Here is a 17,130-nt window from a genome sequence, read left to right as displayed (position 1 = left end):
TTCATGGCCCTAGTTGACGAACTGCGCAAGCAGAACCCCAAGCTGCAGAACCTCTCTGACCGGCAGATCGCCGAGCCGCTGCGCCGCCACCCTGATTTTCAGGGCATGGACGAGGCCGAGTTCAACGCTCAGGTGCTGGGCATCCAGCCCGAACCCCAGCAGCAGAACGACGGTGGACCCGGCTTCACCGGGGGCGTGAAAGCCGGGCTGAACCAGCTGCAGGCCATGGGCGGCGGCCTGCAGATGCTGGCCGGCGATGCCCTGGACAATCCCGGCTGGGTGCGCTCCGGCCGCGAGAGCTATCAGCGCAACATGCAGGAGGCCGCCGAGACCTCGCTCGACTACGGCTTCACCGACCTGTTCACCGATCCCGAGACCAGCACCTGGGAGTGGGCCAAATTCACCGCCGGCAACCTGCTGCCGGTGATGGCCACCTCCATCGCCTCGGGGGGTGTGGGTGGCGTGGCGGCGGGCGGCGGTGCGCGCCTGCTGGCCGGCGCCACCATCAAGGAGAGCGCCAAGCGCCTCGGCCAGACGATCGGTGCGGCGGCCGGCTCCACCGCCATGGGCGCCGGCGAAATCATGGGGCAGACCGAGGATCTCGAGACCACCTTGGCGCATGCCCCCATCATCGGCGCCCTGGATGCCCTCACGCCTATCCGCGCTCTGCGCGCCATGGGTAAGAGCGGCCTGGCCGATAAGGCCGCCAGCGAGATCAGCGACGGCGTGCAGGCTGATCTCAGACGCCAGGCTGGGCGAGGCACCCTGCGCGCGGCCGGTGGCGGCAGCGCCCTGAACCTGATGCAGGAAATGAGCACCGAGGGACTGCAGAACCTCGTCGAGCAGCATGCGGGCTACTGGGCAGAGAACAACGCCTCGCTGCTGGGTGACGTCAGCGAGGTGGATCTCAAGGCGATGGTGGACGAGGCCGCGGCCGGTGGCCTGATGGGCGGTCTCATGGGCGGCCCGGTGGGCCTCGGCGAGCGCGGCCAGGCAAGGCGCGACGTGGCCCGCATCGAGGCCGCCCGCCAACAGGCGGCCGCCCAGGGCGGCGACGCCCTCGATCAGGCGATGGCCGGCCAAGAGGCGGAGACCGTCGCCCAGGCCGAGACGTCGGCACGGCCCGCCATGGACCCGCAGGCCGCCGCCGAGGTGGGTAACCAGTTGCATCTGACCATGGGCGAGCTTGATGACCTGCAGCACCTGGCCAAGGGAGCGAGCTATCAAGGGCAGACTCGGCTGCGCAACATGGACCGCCAGCTCAAGATGGCCGAGGAGCAGTACGAAGCCGGCAATCTGGAGGGCGCTCGCCGCCGACTGATGTCCGCCCAGCGCCTGGGCAAGGACCTGCGCGCGTCGCTCTCCCGCGAGGGCACCGCCGAGCGCCCTGCCCGCCGCGAGGGCGAGCTCGTCGGTGAGGAGCAAAGCCAGCAGCGCCCGGCCGGCCTGCTGGGCCAGGACGGTCGCCGCCTGCCCCCGGGCGACCCCGATACCATCTTCGCCGGCGGCCCCACCGCTGACCAGACCCAGTACGATCACCGGGCGCGCAACGTGCGCCGTGATGAAGGGCTGGCCGTCCAACGCCAGGGCAGCGAGCGACTGCGCGAGCAGGTGGCCGTGCAGCGCCCACAGATCCCCGACCAGGGTATTGTGTACGGTGAGGGCCCGGTGGCCGGCAATGCCAACACCGGCCTGGATCAGCCGTTCGCGGATCCGCGCTTCACCGACACCGGCGCCCGCCAGGAGGCGGAGGTCGGCCGTGCCCGCCAGCAGCAGGAAGCCGCGCGTGTCGCCGAGCTGGCCCGCACCCGCGGCCGCGGGGAAACCGCCTACCTCCCCGACAACACTCCCGTCCGCACCCGTTTCCGGGTGATGGACGCTGGCGAGCTGCGCCCCTCCAACACGCCCGATGGGCGCATCAACCCCGACTACCCCCAGGAGCTCCAGCCCCGCGACCGCACCAACGCCAACAGCCAGGTGCAGGTGCGCAACATCGCCGCCCGACTGAACCCGGAGCGGCTGGGCTCCAGCCGCGACGCCGGTACCGGGGCGCCGATCATCGGCAGCGACGGCGTGGTGGAGTCCGGCAACGGTCGCGCCATGGCCATCACCCAGGCCTATCAGCAGGGCGGGCCCCAGGCGCGCGCCTATCGTGACGCCGTGCGTCGCCAGGCCGAGGAGCAGGGCATCGACCCCGCGGCCGTGGACGAGATGGAGCGCCCGGTGCTGGTGCGCGAGCGGGTGAGCAACATCGACCGCGCCGACTTCGCGCGCCGGGCCAACGAGAGCCAGGTGGCCGGCATGACCGCCTACGAGCAGGCGATGGGCGACGCCGACAGCCTCACCGCCGACGACCTGCAGTCATGGGCCCCGGATCAGTCCGGCGACCCGCTGGCGGCCAGCAACCGCGCCTTCCAGCGCGCCTTCGTCCAGCGGCTGGGTAACAACGAGGCCGCGCGCTACACCACCCGTGACGGCCAGGCCGGCGCCGAGCTGGGAAGCCGCATGCAGCGCGCCGTGTTCGCCAAGGCCTACCAGGATGCCGACATGGTGGAGATGGCCACCGAGCAGGGTGACCAGATGCGCAACTTGGTTACCGCCCTGCAGGCCGCGGCCCCGGATCTCGCCCTGGCGCAGGAAACCGGCAGCAGGGACGCGCTGGATGCCATCGGTACCATCAACGATGCCGTGCGTATCCTGCGCAACGCCCGCCAGGACGGCATCAGCGTGCGCGAGCTCACCCGCCAGACCGACGCCTTCAGCGAGCCGGTGCCGGAGACCACGGCTCTGCTGGCCGTGACCCTGCGCAACAACCTGCGCAGCCGCCGGGCACTCACCGAGGCCATGCGCTACATTGGCCAGGCAGTGCGGACCCGCGCCGAGAGCGAGCGCAACGGCGCCCTGTTCGAGGACACCACCACCAACGAGGACGTCTTCAATGCCGCCTTCCAAGCCCAAGATCAAGATCAGCGCGCCGCGAAACGATCACCTGAAGGGGATGTTCGGCCAGGCGCTGAGCGAGGCGAACGAGAACCTGCCCAAGGGCGAGAAACTGAAGCTGCCCCAGGGGATGCGGCGGGACAGCAAGCCGACGCGGTAGACGACGCGCCCCTGCTCGCCAGCTACGACGAGCAGGAGCTGGCCGACCGCGAGCAGACCCAGCGCCAGGCCGAGCAGGCCGAAGCCGACCGTCGCCTCCAGGAGGAGCAGCGCGCCCAGGCCGATGCCGAAGCCGACGACTTCCGTCTCTCCGGGAGCGATCGTGCCGCGGATGTGGCCGCTGCCGGCGGCCAGCAGGACCTGATGAGCGCCCAGCCGACGCAGGAGCCCGCGCCGACCCAGCAGGCCGAGGGGGTGGCTACCCGGGACGAGCCTTCGTCATCGCCCACCCCCGACGCAAGCCTTCAGTACCGTGCCAACGGGGAGCCGTTCGCCTCCGCACGCAGCGCCGAGGCCAGCAAGTACGCCAAGGAGGCGCGTCGCGAGGGCCGCCGAGTGGAAGCCGTTGAGGTCGAGGGCGGCGTGGTGCTGTCCATCGAGAGCGAGCAAGCCCGGGTCTCTCGAGAGCGGGAGACCATTCTCGACATCATGCGCGATATCGGGCGCCGCTATCCGGATCGCGAGTACAGCGTGGCCCTGGAGCAGGGCGGCGCTGCCAAGCGGGTGATCAACGCCCTCGGAAAGGGGGTTCGTCCCGCCGACATTCGCGACCGTGCCGGCCTGACGACCGCCGATATGCGCGCGGCCTTCGAGGAGGGGCGGCAGGGCGCTCCGGCTGAGGACGCAGCGCAGCAGTCCGCCCCCCAGGCGAGCCCCCGCGATACGCTGCGCCGGGCCGCACACGAGACGCTGGTGGCCAACCCCCATGCCGAGTTCAGCGAGATCCGCCAGGCCATGGCGGAGGCAGTGGGTGAGCCAGGATCACCGAGCGCCGCGCGTCGGGCCGGCATGAGCCTGAGCGACATGGACGAGCTGATCCACGACGTGCGCCACGCCATCCAGATGGAGCGCGCTCGACAGAACCCGGTGCCCATCACCCCGGAACTGATCGGCTACGACCTGGGCGAGCAGGCGGCCCGCGGCACCCACATGATGGCCGAGAAGGCCGGGCGCCATAAGGTCGATGGCCACGTCCTGCACATGCTCGGCGCCTGGGACAAGCTGGCCCGTCTGGCCCGCACCGATGGCCAGAAGGCCGTGCTGGCCGAGGAGTTCAAGCGCTACCGTAGCGGCTACGTCCAGCGGGTGAAGGCGCAGCTGGAGCGCGAGTCGCGCACCATGAGCACCATGATCACCGGCGCCGGCAACTTCAACGTCGAGCGCAACAACAAAAAGCTGCGCAGCGCCGAGAAGGCGCTGGACGACCTCGAGACCTTCGACGAGAAGGCCCAGAAGGCGATGCGCAAGCGGCTGCGCAACACCAATGAGGACGGCAGCCAGAAGACCGAGCTGCAGCAGGCGCGCGAGCGCCTGGAGGCCGCCGAGCAGGCCCAGGAGCAGATGAAGGCGGCCAACCGCATCATCCGCTCGGACAAGGACGTGGACCGCCGGCTGGTGGAGGAGGCCGGGCTGACCGAGCAGCAGGCGACCGACATCCAGCAGCCCAACGCCCTCGGCGATACCGGCTTCCCGGCCTACACCCTGCGCAACAACAACGCCCGCCTGAAGCAGGCGCGGCAGCGTGTGGCCGAACTCGAGGCCCTGGCACTCAACGAGCAGGAGGCCGCTACCGGCGAGCTGGCCACCGAGCATGCCTTCGAGGGTGGGCGCCTGAAGATGGCCATTGAGGACCAGCGACTGCGCCTGCACTTCGACGAGAAGCCGACCGAGGAGGTGCGCACCCGGCTCAAGGCCCGGGGCTTCCGCTGGAGCCGCAAGCACGGTGCCTGGCAGCGCAAGCTGACCCGCAGCGCCATCCAGGTGGGCGCCGACATCGCGGGGCTCGATGGCCAGGCCATCGCCCGCGATCTCGATAGCGATCCGCGGTTCTCACTGGGCGGCAGCGACACCCGGCCGCCACAGGCCGAGGACGTGGCCGCCATGCTCGAGGAGCATCCCGAGCTGGCCGATGCCCGCGTGATCCAGACCGTCCGCGAGCTGCCACCCAAGGCCCTGCTGGGCATGGCGCTTCGCGGCGTGGATCCCGCCGACGTGCGGGGTATGTACATCGGCGGCGAGCTCTACGTCGTCGCCGACAACCTGGAGTCCGCCCAGGAGGGCCTCGAGGTCGCCGTCCACGAAGCCGTGGGCCACAAGGGCATCCGTGGCGTACTCGGCGAGGATCTCGATCGGGTGATGCTCGACCTCTACCGAAGCCTGCCCAACAGCAAGGAGGGCAGGGCGGCGCTGGCCGAGGTGCGCCGCGACTATCCCTTCCTCGATCCGGCGAAGCGCGAGGACCGCATCACCATCGGCGAGGAGATGGTTGCCCACCTGCTGGAGAAGGGCGCCCGGCCGAAGGCCTGGCAGCGCGCCGTGGCCAAGCTCCGCGAGCTGCTGCGCCGCGTCTTCCCCATGGTGGGGTGGACCTATACCGACGTGCTGGCCCTGGGCGAAAAGTCCCGGGACTACCTGCGCCGGCAGCAGGCCGAGCAGGAGGGTGAGGACGTCCAGATCTACAGCCTCCGCGGCAAGCAGCGGGTCGCCTTCGAGCAGGCCTTCGACGACTTCACCGACGCCGACCAGGCCGCCGCCCAGAAGATCGGCGAGCCGACGGTAGTCCGAAGCGCCATGCAGTGGTGGAAGGAGAAGACCGACCGCTGGCGGGCCAAGGTGCGCCAGGGCGTGGTGGACCAGTACGGCCCGCTGATGGAGCAGGACCTGGCGCTGTACGGTGACGAGGCGACCACCGAGCAGATCACCCAGTCGGCCTGGGTCAAGGCGCGGATGTCGAAGTCGGCCAACGGCGTGGCCGAGGTGCTGCTCAAGAACAGCCGCATCGAGTGGAACGCCAAGGAGCAGGTCTTCCAGCCCAAGGACGACGACAGCATGGGGCTGGGCGCGGTGCTGGGCCAGCTCGGCGACGCGGCCGAGATCCACCGCTTCCTGGGCTGGATCGCCGGCAATCGCGCCGACAAACTGCGCGCCGAGGGCCGGGAAAACCTGTTCGATGATGGCGACATCGACGCCATGAAGGACTGGGATCGCGGCAGCCTGGCCGATGGCCAGAGCCGCCGCGAGGCCTATGGTCGGGTGTTCAAGGAGTTCCAGCAGTACCGCGACGACGTGCTCGCCGCCGGCGAGGCGCTGGGCGTGATCAGCCCCGAGCAGCGCGCCGCGTGGCGCGACGAGTTCTATGTGCCCTTCTACCGGCTCAGCGAGGACAAGGGCTTCGAGGCCGGGCAGCTGGCCACCAGCGGCCTGTCCCGCCAGCAGGCGGTGAAGAAGCTCAAGGGCGGCACGGGCAACCTGAACAACCTGCTCGAGAACACGATGATGAACTTTCACCACATCATCGACGCCGGACTCAAGAACAACGCCGCCCGCCAGGCCATCGAGAACTCGAAGCAGCTCGGCGTGGCCCGCCAGGTGCCCGAGAGCCGTCGGGACACGGCCACCAGCACCTTCGTGATGGAGGATGGCCAGAAGGTCTACTACGAGATCGACGACCCGCTGGTCTATAACGCCATCACGGCGCTATCGCAGACCGGCATGAACAGCACGCTGATGAAGGTCATGCGCGGCTTCAAGCGCGTGTTCACCAACACCGTGACCGTGACGCCGCAGTACATCGCCGCCAACCTGCTGCGCGACAGCATCCAGGCCCCGGCCACCAGCGACCTGAGCAAGAACGTGCTGGGCAACATCCTGGTCGGTCATCGCACCCTGCGCGACCAGAAGGCGCGCGCCAGGATGCTGGCCTCGGGGGCGAACTTCAGCTTCGGCCACCTCTACGGCACCGGCAACGTGGACGAGCTGCGCGCCGGCATGACCCGCAACCTGCGGGATGCCGGCGCCGCCGGCACGCCGGGCAGCGCCATTCCGCTGGGAGTGGGTCAGGTGGCTTCGGTGGTGCGCGCGGGCTGGGCTCGCTGGAACGACGTCAACAATCACGCCGAGAACCTCAACCGCGCCGCCATCTACGCGCAGAACGCCACCGAGGGCAACCAGCTGCGCGCGGCCTTCGAGGCGCGAGACCTGATGGACTTCTCGTCCCATGGCGCCTGGCCGGCGACCCGGGTGTTGATCGACATCATCCCGTTCTTGAATGCGAGGATTCAGGGCCTGGACAAGATCTATCGCTCCGGCGTGCGCCCCGGCGGCAGCGTTGTCTTCGACGCCCTGCGCGGCAAGACACCGAACGCCACGGACAAGCAGGTAGCCGGTCGATTCTGGGCGGTGACCGGCGCCGTCTCGCTGGCGATGCTGGCCCTCTATCTGGAGAACCGCGACGAGGAGTGGTTCAAGGAGCTCGAGGAGTGGGAGAAGGACACCTACACCCACTTCAATATCGGCGACCAGCTCTACCGTATCCCCAATCCGTTCGAGGTCGGCGCCATCGGCACCATGATGATCCGCACCGCCGAGCAGTTCCTGGACGACGAGGCCACCGGCGAGCTGTTCGCCCAGCGCATGGGCCACATGCTGACTCAGACCTTCGCCGTGGGCATGCCGCAGATCATGCAGCCCGCCCTGGACGTCTACGCCAACAAGGACTCGTTCACCAACCGCCCCATCGAGAACATGGGCATGCAGCGGCTGTCGCCCGAGCTCCGGCAGCGATACAGCACCACCGCGGTCGCCACCGGGGTCAGCCAGCTGCTGAACAGCACGGTGGGAGCGCTCGGTAACCCGGAGACCAACCCACTGGCGCTGTCGCCGGTGCAGGTCGATCACCTGATCCAGGGCTATTTGGGGCAGGTGGGCGCCTGGGGTGCCGGCATGGCGGACACCTTCTGGCGGGCATCCCAGGGGCATGAAGCCCCCGACCGGAAGTGGTACGAGTTCCAGCCGATCCGGCGCTTCTACCGCAACCTGGATGACACCGACCCTTATACCAAGTACGGGACCGTGTTCTACGACGGGCTGACGGAGGCGCGCCGCGCCTACGCCGACGTCAAAGAATTGCGTGAGATGGAGCATTGGGAGGAGGCCAACGAGATCCGGAACGAGAACCGGCGCCTGCTGATGCTGCGTAAGGGCCTGAACCGCGCACAGCGCCAGATGGGGAGGCTCAACAACCAGATCACCATGATCAGACGCTCCAACCTGGATGGTGCGACCAAGCGGCAGCGGCTCGACCGGCTGCAGGCCCGCAAGGCGCAGATCCAGCGCATCTGGGGCGCGCGGATTCAGGAGGCGCGCGCTAACGAGCGCTGATGCCGGCCAGCAGGATCAGGAAGAACAGCAGAAAGGGGAGATTGACCGCGAGGGCGATGAGCAGGAAGGCGCCCGGGATGCCGACGAAGCTCATCAGCAGCCAGCCCTGGACGGTCTGCCAGCGGGCAGGGACGCCCGTCATGGCGATCAGGCCGAAGATGGGGAGGGCGATCAGCACCGGGCCGATATGGTCGAGAGTGAGGCTCATGCGCCCAGCGTAGCCGGGCGCGTGAGGAGATGCGAGGGCCTAGCTATCAGAGAGGTCGATATTCATCCGCTCTTTCCATTCTTCTCTAGTTTCTGGCTCTTCCTGCAAATCTTCTCCATGCTTATTGAACAGTCGTTGAACATTTTCATTTCTTCTGTTGCTGATAATTTCGGCGGCCAGCTTGTTTATACTTTCTTCAACAGAGTTTGAGAATGGCTCATTCAGGCTTCTTCCCATTGCTACCGATCTTTGGCGATAAAAATTGATACTTCCAAGTAAGTATGACTCACCAATAGATCTGCTTGAAGTGTCTTGAATGCCTACCTCTATGGATCCAAAACAAGCAGAGGATGAGGAGCGTTTTCCGAAGGCTTCAATGTAAATGCTTGCTGAATAGGGGTAATTTTCGGAAAGCTCTTCAAGGTAAACGCTGACCCCGCTCTGCTCCAGCGTGAGCCTGGCTTTTTGTTTTATAGCTTCCGCATTAGTCCAGCACCCGCCTGTCACATCATCAAAAACTTCAATAGACGCGTTGTGTATTAACCCCAGGCTTTCGTTTGAGCTGAGAAGATGTATTTGAGAGTAGGCCGAGCTTTGGAATAAGACAGTTAGAGGAACCGACAGAATAATCGATCCTATTGCTCTAATTTTTTTTATTTCAGGAAAAAACTTACTCTTCACCATGTTGCCTCCCTGCGTTGTAAGTCTTGCTCAACTATTACTGGTTCAGCTTTTCGCCTTTCAGCGTAAGCGTGTAGTGCCAAGGCACTTGATACCATGTTGAGTGACGCCCATGCCCACATCCCTGCTTGGAGGGGAGGGCTGGCTAGCTGTCTTGCTGCTTTCTGGTCAGAAGCTTCTTGTATTCTCCCATGGCCCGGTCTAGCTCGGTGCGCAAGCGCTCGAGATGCTCCCACGCTTCTATGAGGGGGTATTCACCCATCTTGTCGATCTCGAGACCGCCGCCGAAGCTCTCCTGTAGGCGCGCGACGATTTCCGCGTTCATGGAGCGGTGATTTCCGGCTGCCGCCTCCTTGAGCTGAGCCTTCAGCTCTTCGGGCATCCTCAGCGGATACGGTGTTGTCTGGTGTCTGTCGCTCATGCCGCTCCCCTGCATTGTGGGGAGTAAGAATGTTCGTGGGCTCTAATTGAGTCAAAGAGTCTACTTGATATCCACAAGCGTGGATGCCATAGTGATGTCACATCGGCTATGAGTGACATCGACATGAGGAAGTACAGAACCCAGATCCGGATACCCGGCGACCTTGCCGAATGGGTCAAGGCACGGGCCGGCGAAGAGCACAGGTCTATGAACGCGCAGATCGTTCACTACCTTGAAACGCAGCGGCAACGTGAGGGGAAAAATGGAAGGGCAGGCACCAAGAAATGAAGAAGCCCCCGGTGCGGGAACACCAGGGGCTTCGAAAGCAGAGCAAACCACTGTAACGAGGAAAGCTCACATGAAAGATTCTAGCACCAGCACCTCAGCCATGCACCCGGTCATCGCCGGCCACGAGATCACCACCGACGAGCATGGCCGCTTCAACCTGAACGCCATCCACAAGGCGAGTGGGGAGGGCGATCACAAACGCCCCTCGAAGTGGACAGTAACCACTCAGTCCAAGGAGCTTGTTGCGGAGCTCGAGACCCAAAGCCCGAATTCGGGCTTTGCTCCGCTGGGGGCAAAGCACGGAGGTACCGGCCGAGGCACCTACGCCCACGAGCTTCTGGCCATCAGCTACGCTGGTTGGATCAGCCCGAAGTACCAGCTGCAGGTGAACCAGGTGTTCCTCGACTACCGCATGGGGCGTTTGCAACGGCTCGAGCAACCACACGAGGCCCTGCCAAGTCCTCTCACAGCGGCTCACCAGCGTACTCTGCAACGCGCCATCGCACGCCGCGCGCAAGCGCTGCCGAAGAGCCAACGGCGCTCGGCCTTCAGCCGCATCTACAACCACCTGAAGGACCGCTTCGAGGTGGCCACCTACAAAGACGTGCCTGATGAGCGCTTCACTGAGGCGCTGGGCGCTGTGGAGTCGGTGGCGCTGGATGGCGAGTACCTTCCGAAGCCTGATCCGATCGAGGGGGAGGGCGTCTTGCACCTTTCGCCCGATGAGGCATGCAATCTGCTGGCCCTATGCACCCACGCCAAGTGGATGGCACAACGCTGGCAGGCTGAGCTGGGGCCCGCCCTGAATGCCCTGGGCAGCCGCCACGCCAGCGAGTGCCACGAGCACGTCCTGGCGGCGGGGCGGATCGCCCAATCCATGCAGCGTAAAGCGGGGGTTCTGCCGCCGGCCGCCTAAGCGACTGTCCTAGATGTCTTACATCGTTTCACTGCTTTCTTATCTAGGATGGAGGCGTGACGCCGACATGCGTGCCGCGGGATGCGGCTCGCCGCCAGGGAAGGCAAGGTGTCACCCGATCAATCACTGTCACTGACACCGATCTGGCCGCCCCTCCCGGGCGGTTTTTTCGCGTATCAGCTCCTCGATCAGATCGGCCGCCTGTCGTGCGGTTCGGTCGTACGGCCGACGCCTGAGCTTCTCGACAACCTGCTCGGGTGTCATTGATCTCGATACTCTTAACCTGGGCGGGGCGGGCATGGCAGATCTCCGTGGCGAGGGCTCAGCAGCTACAGCTTGAGAAGCCATTCCTGGTCTTGCTCTTCCTCAACGTAATATGCCACTCCATCCCAATCCTCAAAGTGAGACGCAGACTGAGGATTTACTGGCATCCCGGTTGAAGAAAGGGAAAACTCAACTTTGCCGGGCAAGCTTCTTCTTGGCCCATTCACCGAACTGTGCACTACATCCTCACACTCTGCGGCTACGTAATCTTGCACACCATCTCCATCGACTACCTTGATCATCCTGGACATACGGCTTCCTTATCTTCGGTGCTTACATGAGCTGTTGAGGGTAGACCATGGAATATCGGAATGTCTCTTGATCAAACCGGCATCCGTCGGTGCACTTGCCCAACCAGGGCGGACTGGGCTCGGCATACCCGCCACGCACCATCCGTGACATCCACGCCCCGCATGAACAAGTAGGCTGGCGTTCCAGGCTGCCACCAGCCGGCGTCGGTCGTGTCGGCCAGGCGCACCCGGCCTGACACCAGGTGGCCGCGCCAGATCAGGTGGTACTCGATCAGCCGATCCCGCGGCGGCGCTCGGCGGCGAATGCCGGTCCAGCCGTTCCGCTCGAGGCGCTTCCTCCAGCGGGTGACGCGGAGGAGGGTATCGCTCTCGATCATGAAGCAATGCACCAGCGGCGTTCTAACATCCTGCGGAGGCCAGGTTCGATAGTCATGGGCTCAAGGTAGGGCAGTGGGGATGGCCATGCTAGGGCTGGCGACACCGCGCCCCCGTCACGCTACAATGCGCGCATTCTCCACGCGCGCCCGCCGAGGGTAATTCCCACGATACGTACAGGGGCGCGTACATGAAGCGGATTTTAGCGAATGTCGAACAGCGAAAAACCTAGCCAGCTCAGCCACATACGGAACTTCTCGATCATCGCCCACATCGACCACGGCAAGTCGACCCTGGCCGACCGGCTGATCCAGACCTGCGGTGGCCTGACCGAGCGCGAGCTCAAGGAGCAGGTGCTCGACTCCATGGACCTCGAGCGCGAGCGCGGGATCACCATCAAGGCCCAGTCGGTGACGCTGGACTACCATGCCGATGACGGCAACGTCTATCAGCTGAACTTCATCGACACCCCGGGCCACGTGGACTTCTCCTACGAGGTGTCCCGCTCGCTCTATGCCTGCGAAGGCGCGCTGCTGGTGGTGGATGCCGGCCAGGGCGTCGAGGCCCAGTCGGTGGCCAACTGCTACACCGCCATCGAGCAGGGGCTCGAGGTGCTGCCGGTGCTCAACAAGATGGACCTGCCCCAGGCCGACCCGGACAAGGTGGCCCACGAGATCGAGGAGATCATCGGGCTGGACGCCACCGACGCCTGCCAGGTCTCGGCCAAGAGCGGGCTCGGCATCGACGCGCTGCTCGAGCGCCTGGTGCGCGACATTCCGCCCCCCAAGGGCGATCCCGGCGCGCCGCTGCAGGCGCTGATCATCGACTCCTGGTTCGACAACTACCTCGGTGTGGTCTCGCTGGTGCGGATCTTCGACGGCACCCTGAAGAAGGGCGACAAGATCCGCATGACCTCCACCGGTCGTGACTGGCCCGCCAGCGAGGTGGGCATCTTCACGCCGCTGCGCAAGGAGACCGGCGTCCTGCGCGCCGGCGAGGTCGGTTTCGTGGTCGCCGGCATCAAGGACATCCATGGCGCGCCGGTGGGCGATACCATCACCCATACCAAGACCCCGGACGTGGCGCGCCTGCCCGGCTTCCAGAAGGTCAAGCCGCAGGTCTACGCCGGCATGTTCCCGGTCAGCGCCGACGACTACGAGGATTTCCGCGACGCCCTGGAGAAGCTGGCGCTCAACGATGCCTCGCTGGACTACGAGCCGGAGAACTCCGACGCCCTGGGCTTCGGCTTCCGGGTCGGCTTCCTCGGTACCCTGCACATGGAGATCGTCCAGGAGCGCCTGGAGCGCGAATATGACCTGGACCTGCTCACCACCGCGCCCACGGTGGTCTACGAGCTCGCGATGAAGAACGGCGAGATCGACTACGTCGCCAACCCCTCCAAGCTGCCCGACATGGCCGACGTGGAGGAGATGCGCGAGCCCATCGTGCGTGCCAGCATCCTGGTGCCCCAGGAGTTCGTCGGCAACGTCATCACCGAGTGCGAGCAGCGCCGCGGCACCCAGCTCGACATGCAGTTCCTCGGCAGCCAGATCCAGCTCACCTACGAGCTGCCCATGTCCGAGGTGGTGATGGACTTCTTCGATCGCCTGAAGTCGATCTCCAAGGGCTATGCGTCGCTGGAGTACAACTTCGAGCGCTTCCAGGAGGCCAAGCTGGTGCGCCTGGACGTGCTGATCAACGGCGACCGCGTCGACGCCCTGGCGGTGATCATCCATCGCGATCACGCCCACAGCCGGGGTCGGCTGCTGGTCGAGAAGATGAAGGAGCTGATCCCGCGCCAGATGTTCGACGTGGCCATCCAGGCCGCCATCGGTGGGCAGGTGGTGGCGCGCTCCACCGTCAAGGCGCTGCGCAAGAACGTCACCGCCAAGTGCTACGGCGGCGACGTCAGCCGCAAGAAGAAGCTGCTCGAGAAGCAGAAGGCGGGCAAGAAACGCATGAAGCAGGTCGGCCGGGTGGAGATCCCCCAGGATGCCTTCCTTGCCGTGCTCAGGGTCAATGACTAGGGACGGATAACCGCATGGACTTCTCTTTGATGCTGGTGGTGGCCGTGGCCGTCACCGGAGTGATCTGGCTGCTCGATCTGCTCTGGTGGCGTCCCGCGCGCCGGCAGCGGCTGGCCACGGTCGAGGCCGGTACCACCGAAGGACTCGGGGAACGGGCGCGCGAACAGGCGATCAAGGAGCCCTGGCCGGTCGACTACGCCCGCTCCTTCTTCCCGGTGCTGCTGGTGGTGCTGGTGCTCAGGAGCTTTCTGGTCGAGCCGTTCCAGATTCCATCGGGCTCCATGCGCCCGACGCTCGAGATCGGCGACTTCATCCTGGTCAACAAGTTCGCCTACGGACTGCGGCTGCCGGTGATCAACACCCGCTTCGTCGAGGTCGATGACCCCGAGCGAGGCGACGTCATGGTGTTCCGCTTCCCCGACGAGCCGTCGGTGAACTTCATCAAGCGCGTCGTGGGGCTGCCGGGCGACCGGATTCGCTACGAGGACAAGCAGCTCTTCGTCAACGGCGAGGCGGTCCCCAAGCGGCTGCTCGAGGCCGGGCCCGTCAAGGCGCCCACCGAGCTGCTGATGGCCGAGCAGCTGGGCGAGCTCGAGCACCGTATCTACAATAACCCTCGGGATCCCGGTCCCCAGGTGCGTGAGCTGGTGGTGCCGGAAGGCCACTACTTCACCATGGGCGATAACCGCGATCACTCCAACGACAGCCGCTACTGGGGCTTCGTGCCGGAGGAGAACATCGTCGGCAAGGCCTTCGCCGTCTGGATGCACTGGGATGGCGGCCTGCCGAGCTTCACCAGCGTGCGCCGCATCCAGTAGCCCCTGGACAGCAGGCCGGCCCGCCTGCCGGGCCCGACCGATCGTCGGGCCCGGCGAGAGAACACACCCTTATTGATATCGACGTATTCAGGAGCTCCGTGAGCAACTCCCTCAACGCCTTCAGCCGCCGCATCGGTCATGCGTTCGCCGATCCCGGTCTGCTCGAACTGGCCATGACGCACCGCAGTTACGGCGGTCAGAACAACGAACGCCTCGAGTTTCTCGGTGACTCGATCGTCAACTTCGTCATCGCGGAGGCGCTCTTTCGGCGCTTTCCCCAGGCGCGGGAAGGGCAGCTGTCGCGGCTGCGCGCGCGCCTGGTCAAGGGCAAGACCCTGGCCGAACTGGCCCGCGAGATGGCCTTCGGCGAGTGCCTGCGGCTCGGCTCCGGCGAGATGAAGAGCGGGGGACACCGCCGCGACTCGATCCTCGCCGATGCCGTCGAGGCGGTGCTCGGGGCGATCTATCTGGACGCGGGCATGGAGACGGCCCGCACCCGCGTGCTCTCCTGGTACGCCGAGCGCCTGGAGGCCATCAGCCTCGAGGACACCCAGAAGGATCCCAAGACGCGCCTGCAGGAGTTCCTGCAGTCGCGCCAGGTGGCCCTGCCGCGTTACGAGGTGACCGCGGTCGAAGGCGAAGCGCACGCCCAGACCTTCACCGTCGAGTGTCATGTCGAGGTGCTCGACGAGCACACCCGAGGCGTCGGCTCGAGCCGTCGTCACGCCGAACAGCTGGCCGCCGAACAGGCCCTGTACCAGCTCGAACCGACCAAGACCCACGGCACCGGGAGCCAATCATGACCACCACCTGCGGTTTCGTGGCCATCGTCGGCCGCCCCAACGTCGGCAAGTCGACGCTGATGAACCGGATCCTCGGCCAGAAGATCTCCATCACCTCGCGCCGCCCCCAGACCACGCGCCACCAGGTGATGGGCATCAAGACCGACGAGGAGGCGCAGTTCATCTACGTCGACACGCCGGGCATCCACATCCTGGCGAAGGATCGCAACAAGGCGATCAACCGCTTCATGAACCAGGCCGCCGTGCAGGCCCTGCGCGACGTCGACTGCGTGGTCTTCATCATCGACCGCACCCGCTGGAGCGATGAGGATCAGGTGGTACTGCAGCGCCTGGAGCACGTCGAGGCGCCGGTGATCCTGGCCGTCAACAAGGTCGATCGCCTGCAGGACAAGGCCAGCCTGCTGCCCTGGCTGGAGCAGGTCGGCGCGCGCCGCGACTTCGCCGCCATCGTGCCGATCTCCGCCAAGCACGGCACCAACGTGCCCGAGCTCGAGGCCGAGGTCGCCAAGCACCTGCCCGAGAGCGTGCACTACTTCCCGGAGGATCAGGTCACCGACAAGAGCCAGCGCTTCCTCGCCGCCGAGATGATCCGCGAGAAGGTGATGCGCCAGCTCGGCGACGAGCTGCCCTACCAGATGACGGTCGAGATCGAGGAGTTCCGCGACGAGGGGCGGGTGGTGCACATCAGCGCGCTGATCCTCGTCGAGCGGGCGGGCCAGAAGAAGATCCTGATCGGCGAGAAGGGCGATCGGATCAAGAACATTGGTCGCGAGGCGCGCCTGGACATGGAGCGCGCGCTGGGCGCCAAGGTGATGCTCAACCTCTGGGTCAAGGTCAAGAGTGGCTGGTCCGACGACGAGCGGGCGCTGAAGAGCCTGGGCTACGACCTGGACTGATGCCATGACGCCGCGATGACCCCCGAACCGGCCTTCCTGCTGCACAAGCGTCCCTATCGCGAGACCAGCGCCCTGGTCGAGCTGCTGACCCTCCAGCATGGCCGGGTGCGCGCCGTCGCCCAGGGCGTGCAGCGCCCGGGCAGCCGCGCCCGTAGCCGGCTGCAGCCCTTCGCCCCGATGCATGTCACCTGGGCCGGGGAGGGCGAGCTCAAGCGCCTGCGGCTGATGGAGGGGCGCGGCAGCGCGGCGCTGCTGGCCGGCGAGGGGCTGATCTGCGGGCTCTATGCCAACGAGCTGCTGACCCGGGTGCTACCGGTGGAGCTGCCCGTCGCCGAGATCTTCGCCTACTACACCGCCATGCTGGAGGCGCTGCCGCGCCCGGAGGGGCGGGCCGCCTCGCTGCGCCGCCTGGAGGTGGCGGTGCTCGAGGCGCTGGATGCCCTGCCGCGCTTCACCGACCCCGAGGGCGGCGAGCTCGACCCCCAGGGCCGCTACGACCTCGATCACGGCTCGCGCGCCTTCGTGGCGGCCGAGCGCGGCATCGACGGGCGCACCCTCCGGCTGCTGGCCCGGGACGGCTGGGACGAGCCGGGCCTCGCCGGGCCGGCCAAGGCGGTGACGCGACGAGCCCTGGCGCCGCTGCTCGGCTCCCGCCCGCTGCGCTCCCGGGAGCTGATGGTCCAGCTCGCCGGGCGGCGGCGTGAAGGGAAGGACTGACCCTCGGCCGTGCTTCACTCCGCGAGCCTCAGCCGTCACACTTGGCTCTCGTCACCTTTTCGAATCGCCTCATTTCCCATCGCTTC

The 17,130-nt window shown here is 66.1% G+C and carries 12 protein-coding genes; 8 read left to right on the top strand and 4 right to left on the bottom strand.

Annotated elements, in window-relative coordinates:
• Positions 1 to 3: 3 nt before the first annotated feature.
• Entirely contained in the window at positions 4 to 8,319 is an 8,316-nt protein-coding gene (locus ACGTNG_RS12485) for an LPD38 domain-containing protein (protein WP_394577375.1), read from the top strand.
• Here the strand turns inward: ACGTNG_RS12485 and ACGTNG_RS12480 are convergent.
• The 3 genes from ACGTNG_RS12480 to ACGTNG_RS12470 all read right to left on the bottom strand — a co-directional run bounded on the left by ACGTNG_RS12480 (position 8,306) and on the right by ACGTNG_RS12470 (position 9,629).
• Positions 8,306 to 8,527: a hypothetical protein gene (locus tag ACGTNG_RS12480; RefSeq protein WP_394577374.1), complete on the bottom strand. Its 222-nt coding sequence runs from the start codon at positions 8,525 to 8,527 to the stop codon at positions 8,306 to 8,308. The genes ACGTNG_RS12485 and ACGTNG_RS12480 overlap by 14 nt on opposite strands.
• A 39-nt stretch (positions 8,528 to 8,566) precedes the next feature.
• Complete coding sequence (locus ACGTNG_RS12475; protein ID WP_394577373.1) at positions 8,567 to 9,211, bottom strand: hypothetical protein; 645 nt, start codon at positions 9,209 to 9,211, stop codon at positions 8,567 to 8,569.
• A 142-nt stretch (positions 9,212 to 9,353) separates the two neighbouring features.
• The gene (locus ACGTNG_RS12470) at positions 9,354 to 9,629 is read right to left on the bottom strand and encodes an Arc family DNA-binding protein (RefSeq protein ID WP_394577372.1); all 276 of its coding nucleotides are present in this window, start codon (positions 9,627 to 9,629) and stop codon (positions 9,354 to 9,356) included.
• A 108-nt stretch (positions 9,630 to 9,737) separates the two neighbouring features.
• On the opposite strand from ACGTNG_RS12470, the gene ACGTNG_RS12465 reads away from it, so the two are divergent.
• On the top strand, positions 9,738 to 9,917 hold the full coding sequence (locus ACGTNG_RS12465) for an Arc family DNA-binding protein (protein WP_394577371.1): 180 nt from the start codon (positions 9,738 to 9,740) through the stop codon (positions 9,915 to 9,917).
• 70 nt (positions 9,918 to 9,987) lie between these two features.
• Entirely contained in the window at positions 9,988 to 10,833 is an 846-nt protein-coding gene (locus ACGTNG_RS12460; protein ID WP_394577370.1) for a KilA-N domain-containing protein, read from the top strand.
• A gap of 646 nt (positions 10,834 to 11,479) precedes the next feature.
• Here the strand turns inward: ACGTNG_RS12460 and ACGTNG_RS12455 are convergent.
• Positions 11,480 to 11,785 carry a hypothetical protein gene (locus ACGTNG_RS12455; protein ID WP_394577369.1) on the bottom strand — a complete coding sequence of 102 codons (306 nt, stop codon included), beginning with the start codon at positions 11,783 to 11,785 and terminating at the stop codon, positions 11,480 to 11,482.
• A gap of 207 nt (positions 11,786 to 11,992) precedes the next feature.
• Between ACGTNG_RS12455 and lepA the strand changes: the two genes are divergently transcribed.
• The 5 genes from lepA to recO all read left to right on the top strand — a co-directional run bounded on the left by lepA (position 11,993) and on the right by recO (position 17,044).
• Positions 11,993 to 13,810 (top strand): translation elongation factor 4, encoded by a 1,818-nt coding sequence (gene lepA / locus ACGTNG_RS12450; protein WP_394577368.1) that lies wholly within the window; start codon positions 11,993 to 11,995, stop codon positions 13,808 to 13,810.
• A gap of 14 nt (positions 13,811 to 13,824) precedes the next feature.
• Positions 13,825 to 14,628 carry a signal peptidase I gene (lepB, locus tag ACGTNG_RS12445; protein ID WP_394577366.1) on the top strand — a complete coding sequence of 268 codons (804 nt, stop codon included), beginning with the start codon at positions 13,825 to 13,827 and terminating at the stop codon, positions 14,626 to 14,628.
• Positions 14,629 to 14,726: 98 nt separating this feature from the next.
• Positions 14,727 to 15,431: a ribonuclease III gene (gene rnc, locus ACGTNG_RS12440; RefSeq protein ID WP_394577365.1), complete on the top strand. Its 705-nt coding sequence runs from the start codon at positions 14,727 to 14,729 to the stop codon at positions 15,429 to 15,431.
• Positions 15,428 to 16,327, top strand: a complete 900-nt coding sequence (era, locus tag ACGTNG_RS12435) for a GTPase Era (protein WP_394577364.1) — start codon at positions 15,428 to 15,430, stop codon at positions 16,325 to 16,327. Before rnc ends, era begins: the two co-directional genes overlap by 4 nt.
• Before the next feature lie 15 nt (positions 16,328 to 16,342).
• Complete coding sequence (recO, locus tag ACGTNG_RS12430) at positions 16,343 to 17,044, top strand: DNA repair protein RecO (protein WP_394577363.1); 702 nt, start codon at positions 16,343 to 16,345, stop codon at positions 17,042 to 17,044.
• The last annotated feature ends 86 nt before the right edge of the window (positions 17,045 to 17,130 follow it).

The organism is Halomonas sp. B23F22_3, assembly GCF_043496965.1.
GTDB lineage: Bacteria > Pseudomonadota > Gammaproteobacteria > Pseudomonadales > Halomonadaceae > Halomonas.
The sequence above is the reverse complement of the archived record's forward strand: the minus strand, read 5'-3'. Positions and strand labels throughout refer to the sequence as shown.

What these genes read in the sequence shown, in the direction of transcription:
- ACGTNG_RS12475 (WP_394577373.1), bottom strand. Translation starts at nt 9,211, where the DNA reads ATGGTGAAGAGTAAGTTTTTTCCTGAAATAAAAAAAATTAGAGCAATA.
- ACGTNG_RS12460 (WP_394577370.1), top strand. Translation starts at nt 9,988, where the DNA reads ATGAAAGATTCTAGCACCAGCACCTCAGCCATGCACCCGGTCATCGCC.
- ACGTNG_RS12455 (WP_394577369.1), bottom strand. Translation starts at nt 11,785, where the DNA reads ATGATCGAGAGCGATACCCTCCTCCGCGTCACCCGCTGGAGGAAGCGC.
- ACGTNG_RS12470 (WP_394577372.1), bottom strand. Translation starts at nt 9,629, where the DNA reads ATGAGCGACAGACACCAGACAACACCGTATCCGCTGAGGATGCCCGAA.
- recO (WP_394577363.1), top strand. Translation starts at nt 16,343, where the DNA reads ATGACCCCCGAACCGGCCTTCCTGCTGCACAAGCGTCCCTATCGCGAG.
- era (WP_394577364.1), top strand. Translation starts at nt 15,428, where the DNA reads ATGACCACCACCTGCGGTTTCGTGGCCATCGTCGGCCGCCCCAACGTC.
- ACGTNG_RS12485 (WP_394577375.1), top strand. Translation starts at nt 4, where the DNA reads ATGGCCCTAGTTGACGAACTGCGCAAGCAGAACCCCAAGCTGCAGAAC.
- lepB (WP_394577366.1), top strand. Translation starts at nt 13,825, where the DNA reads ATGGACTTCTCTTTGATGCTGGTGGTGGCCGTGGCCGTCACCGGAGTG.
- lepA (WP_394577368.1), top strand. Translation starts at nt 11,993, where the DNA reads ATGTCGAACAGCGAAAAACCTAGCCAGCTCAGCCACATACGGAACTTC.
- ACGTNG_RS12465 (WP_394577371.1), top strand. Translation starts at nt 9,738, where the DNA reads ATGAGTGACATCGACATGAGGAAGTACAGAACCCAGATCCGGATACCC.
- ACGTNG_RS12480 (WP_394577374.1), bottom strand. Translation starts at nt 8,527, where the DNA reads ATGAGCCTCACTCTCGACCATATCGGCCCGGTGCTGATCGCCCTCCCC.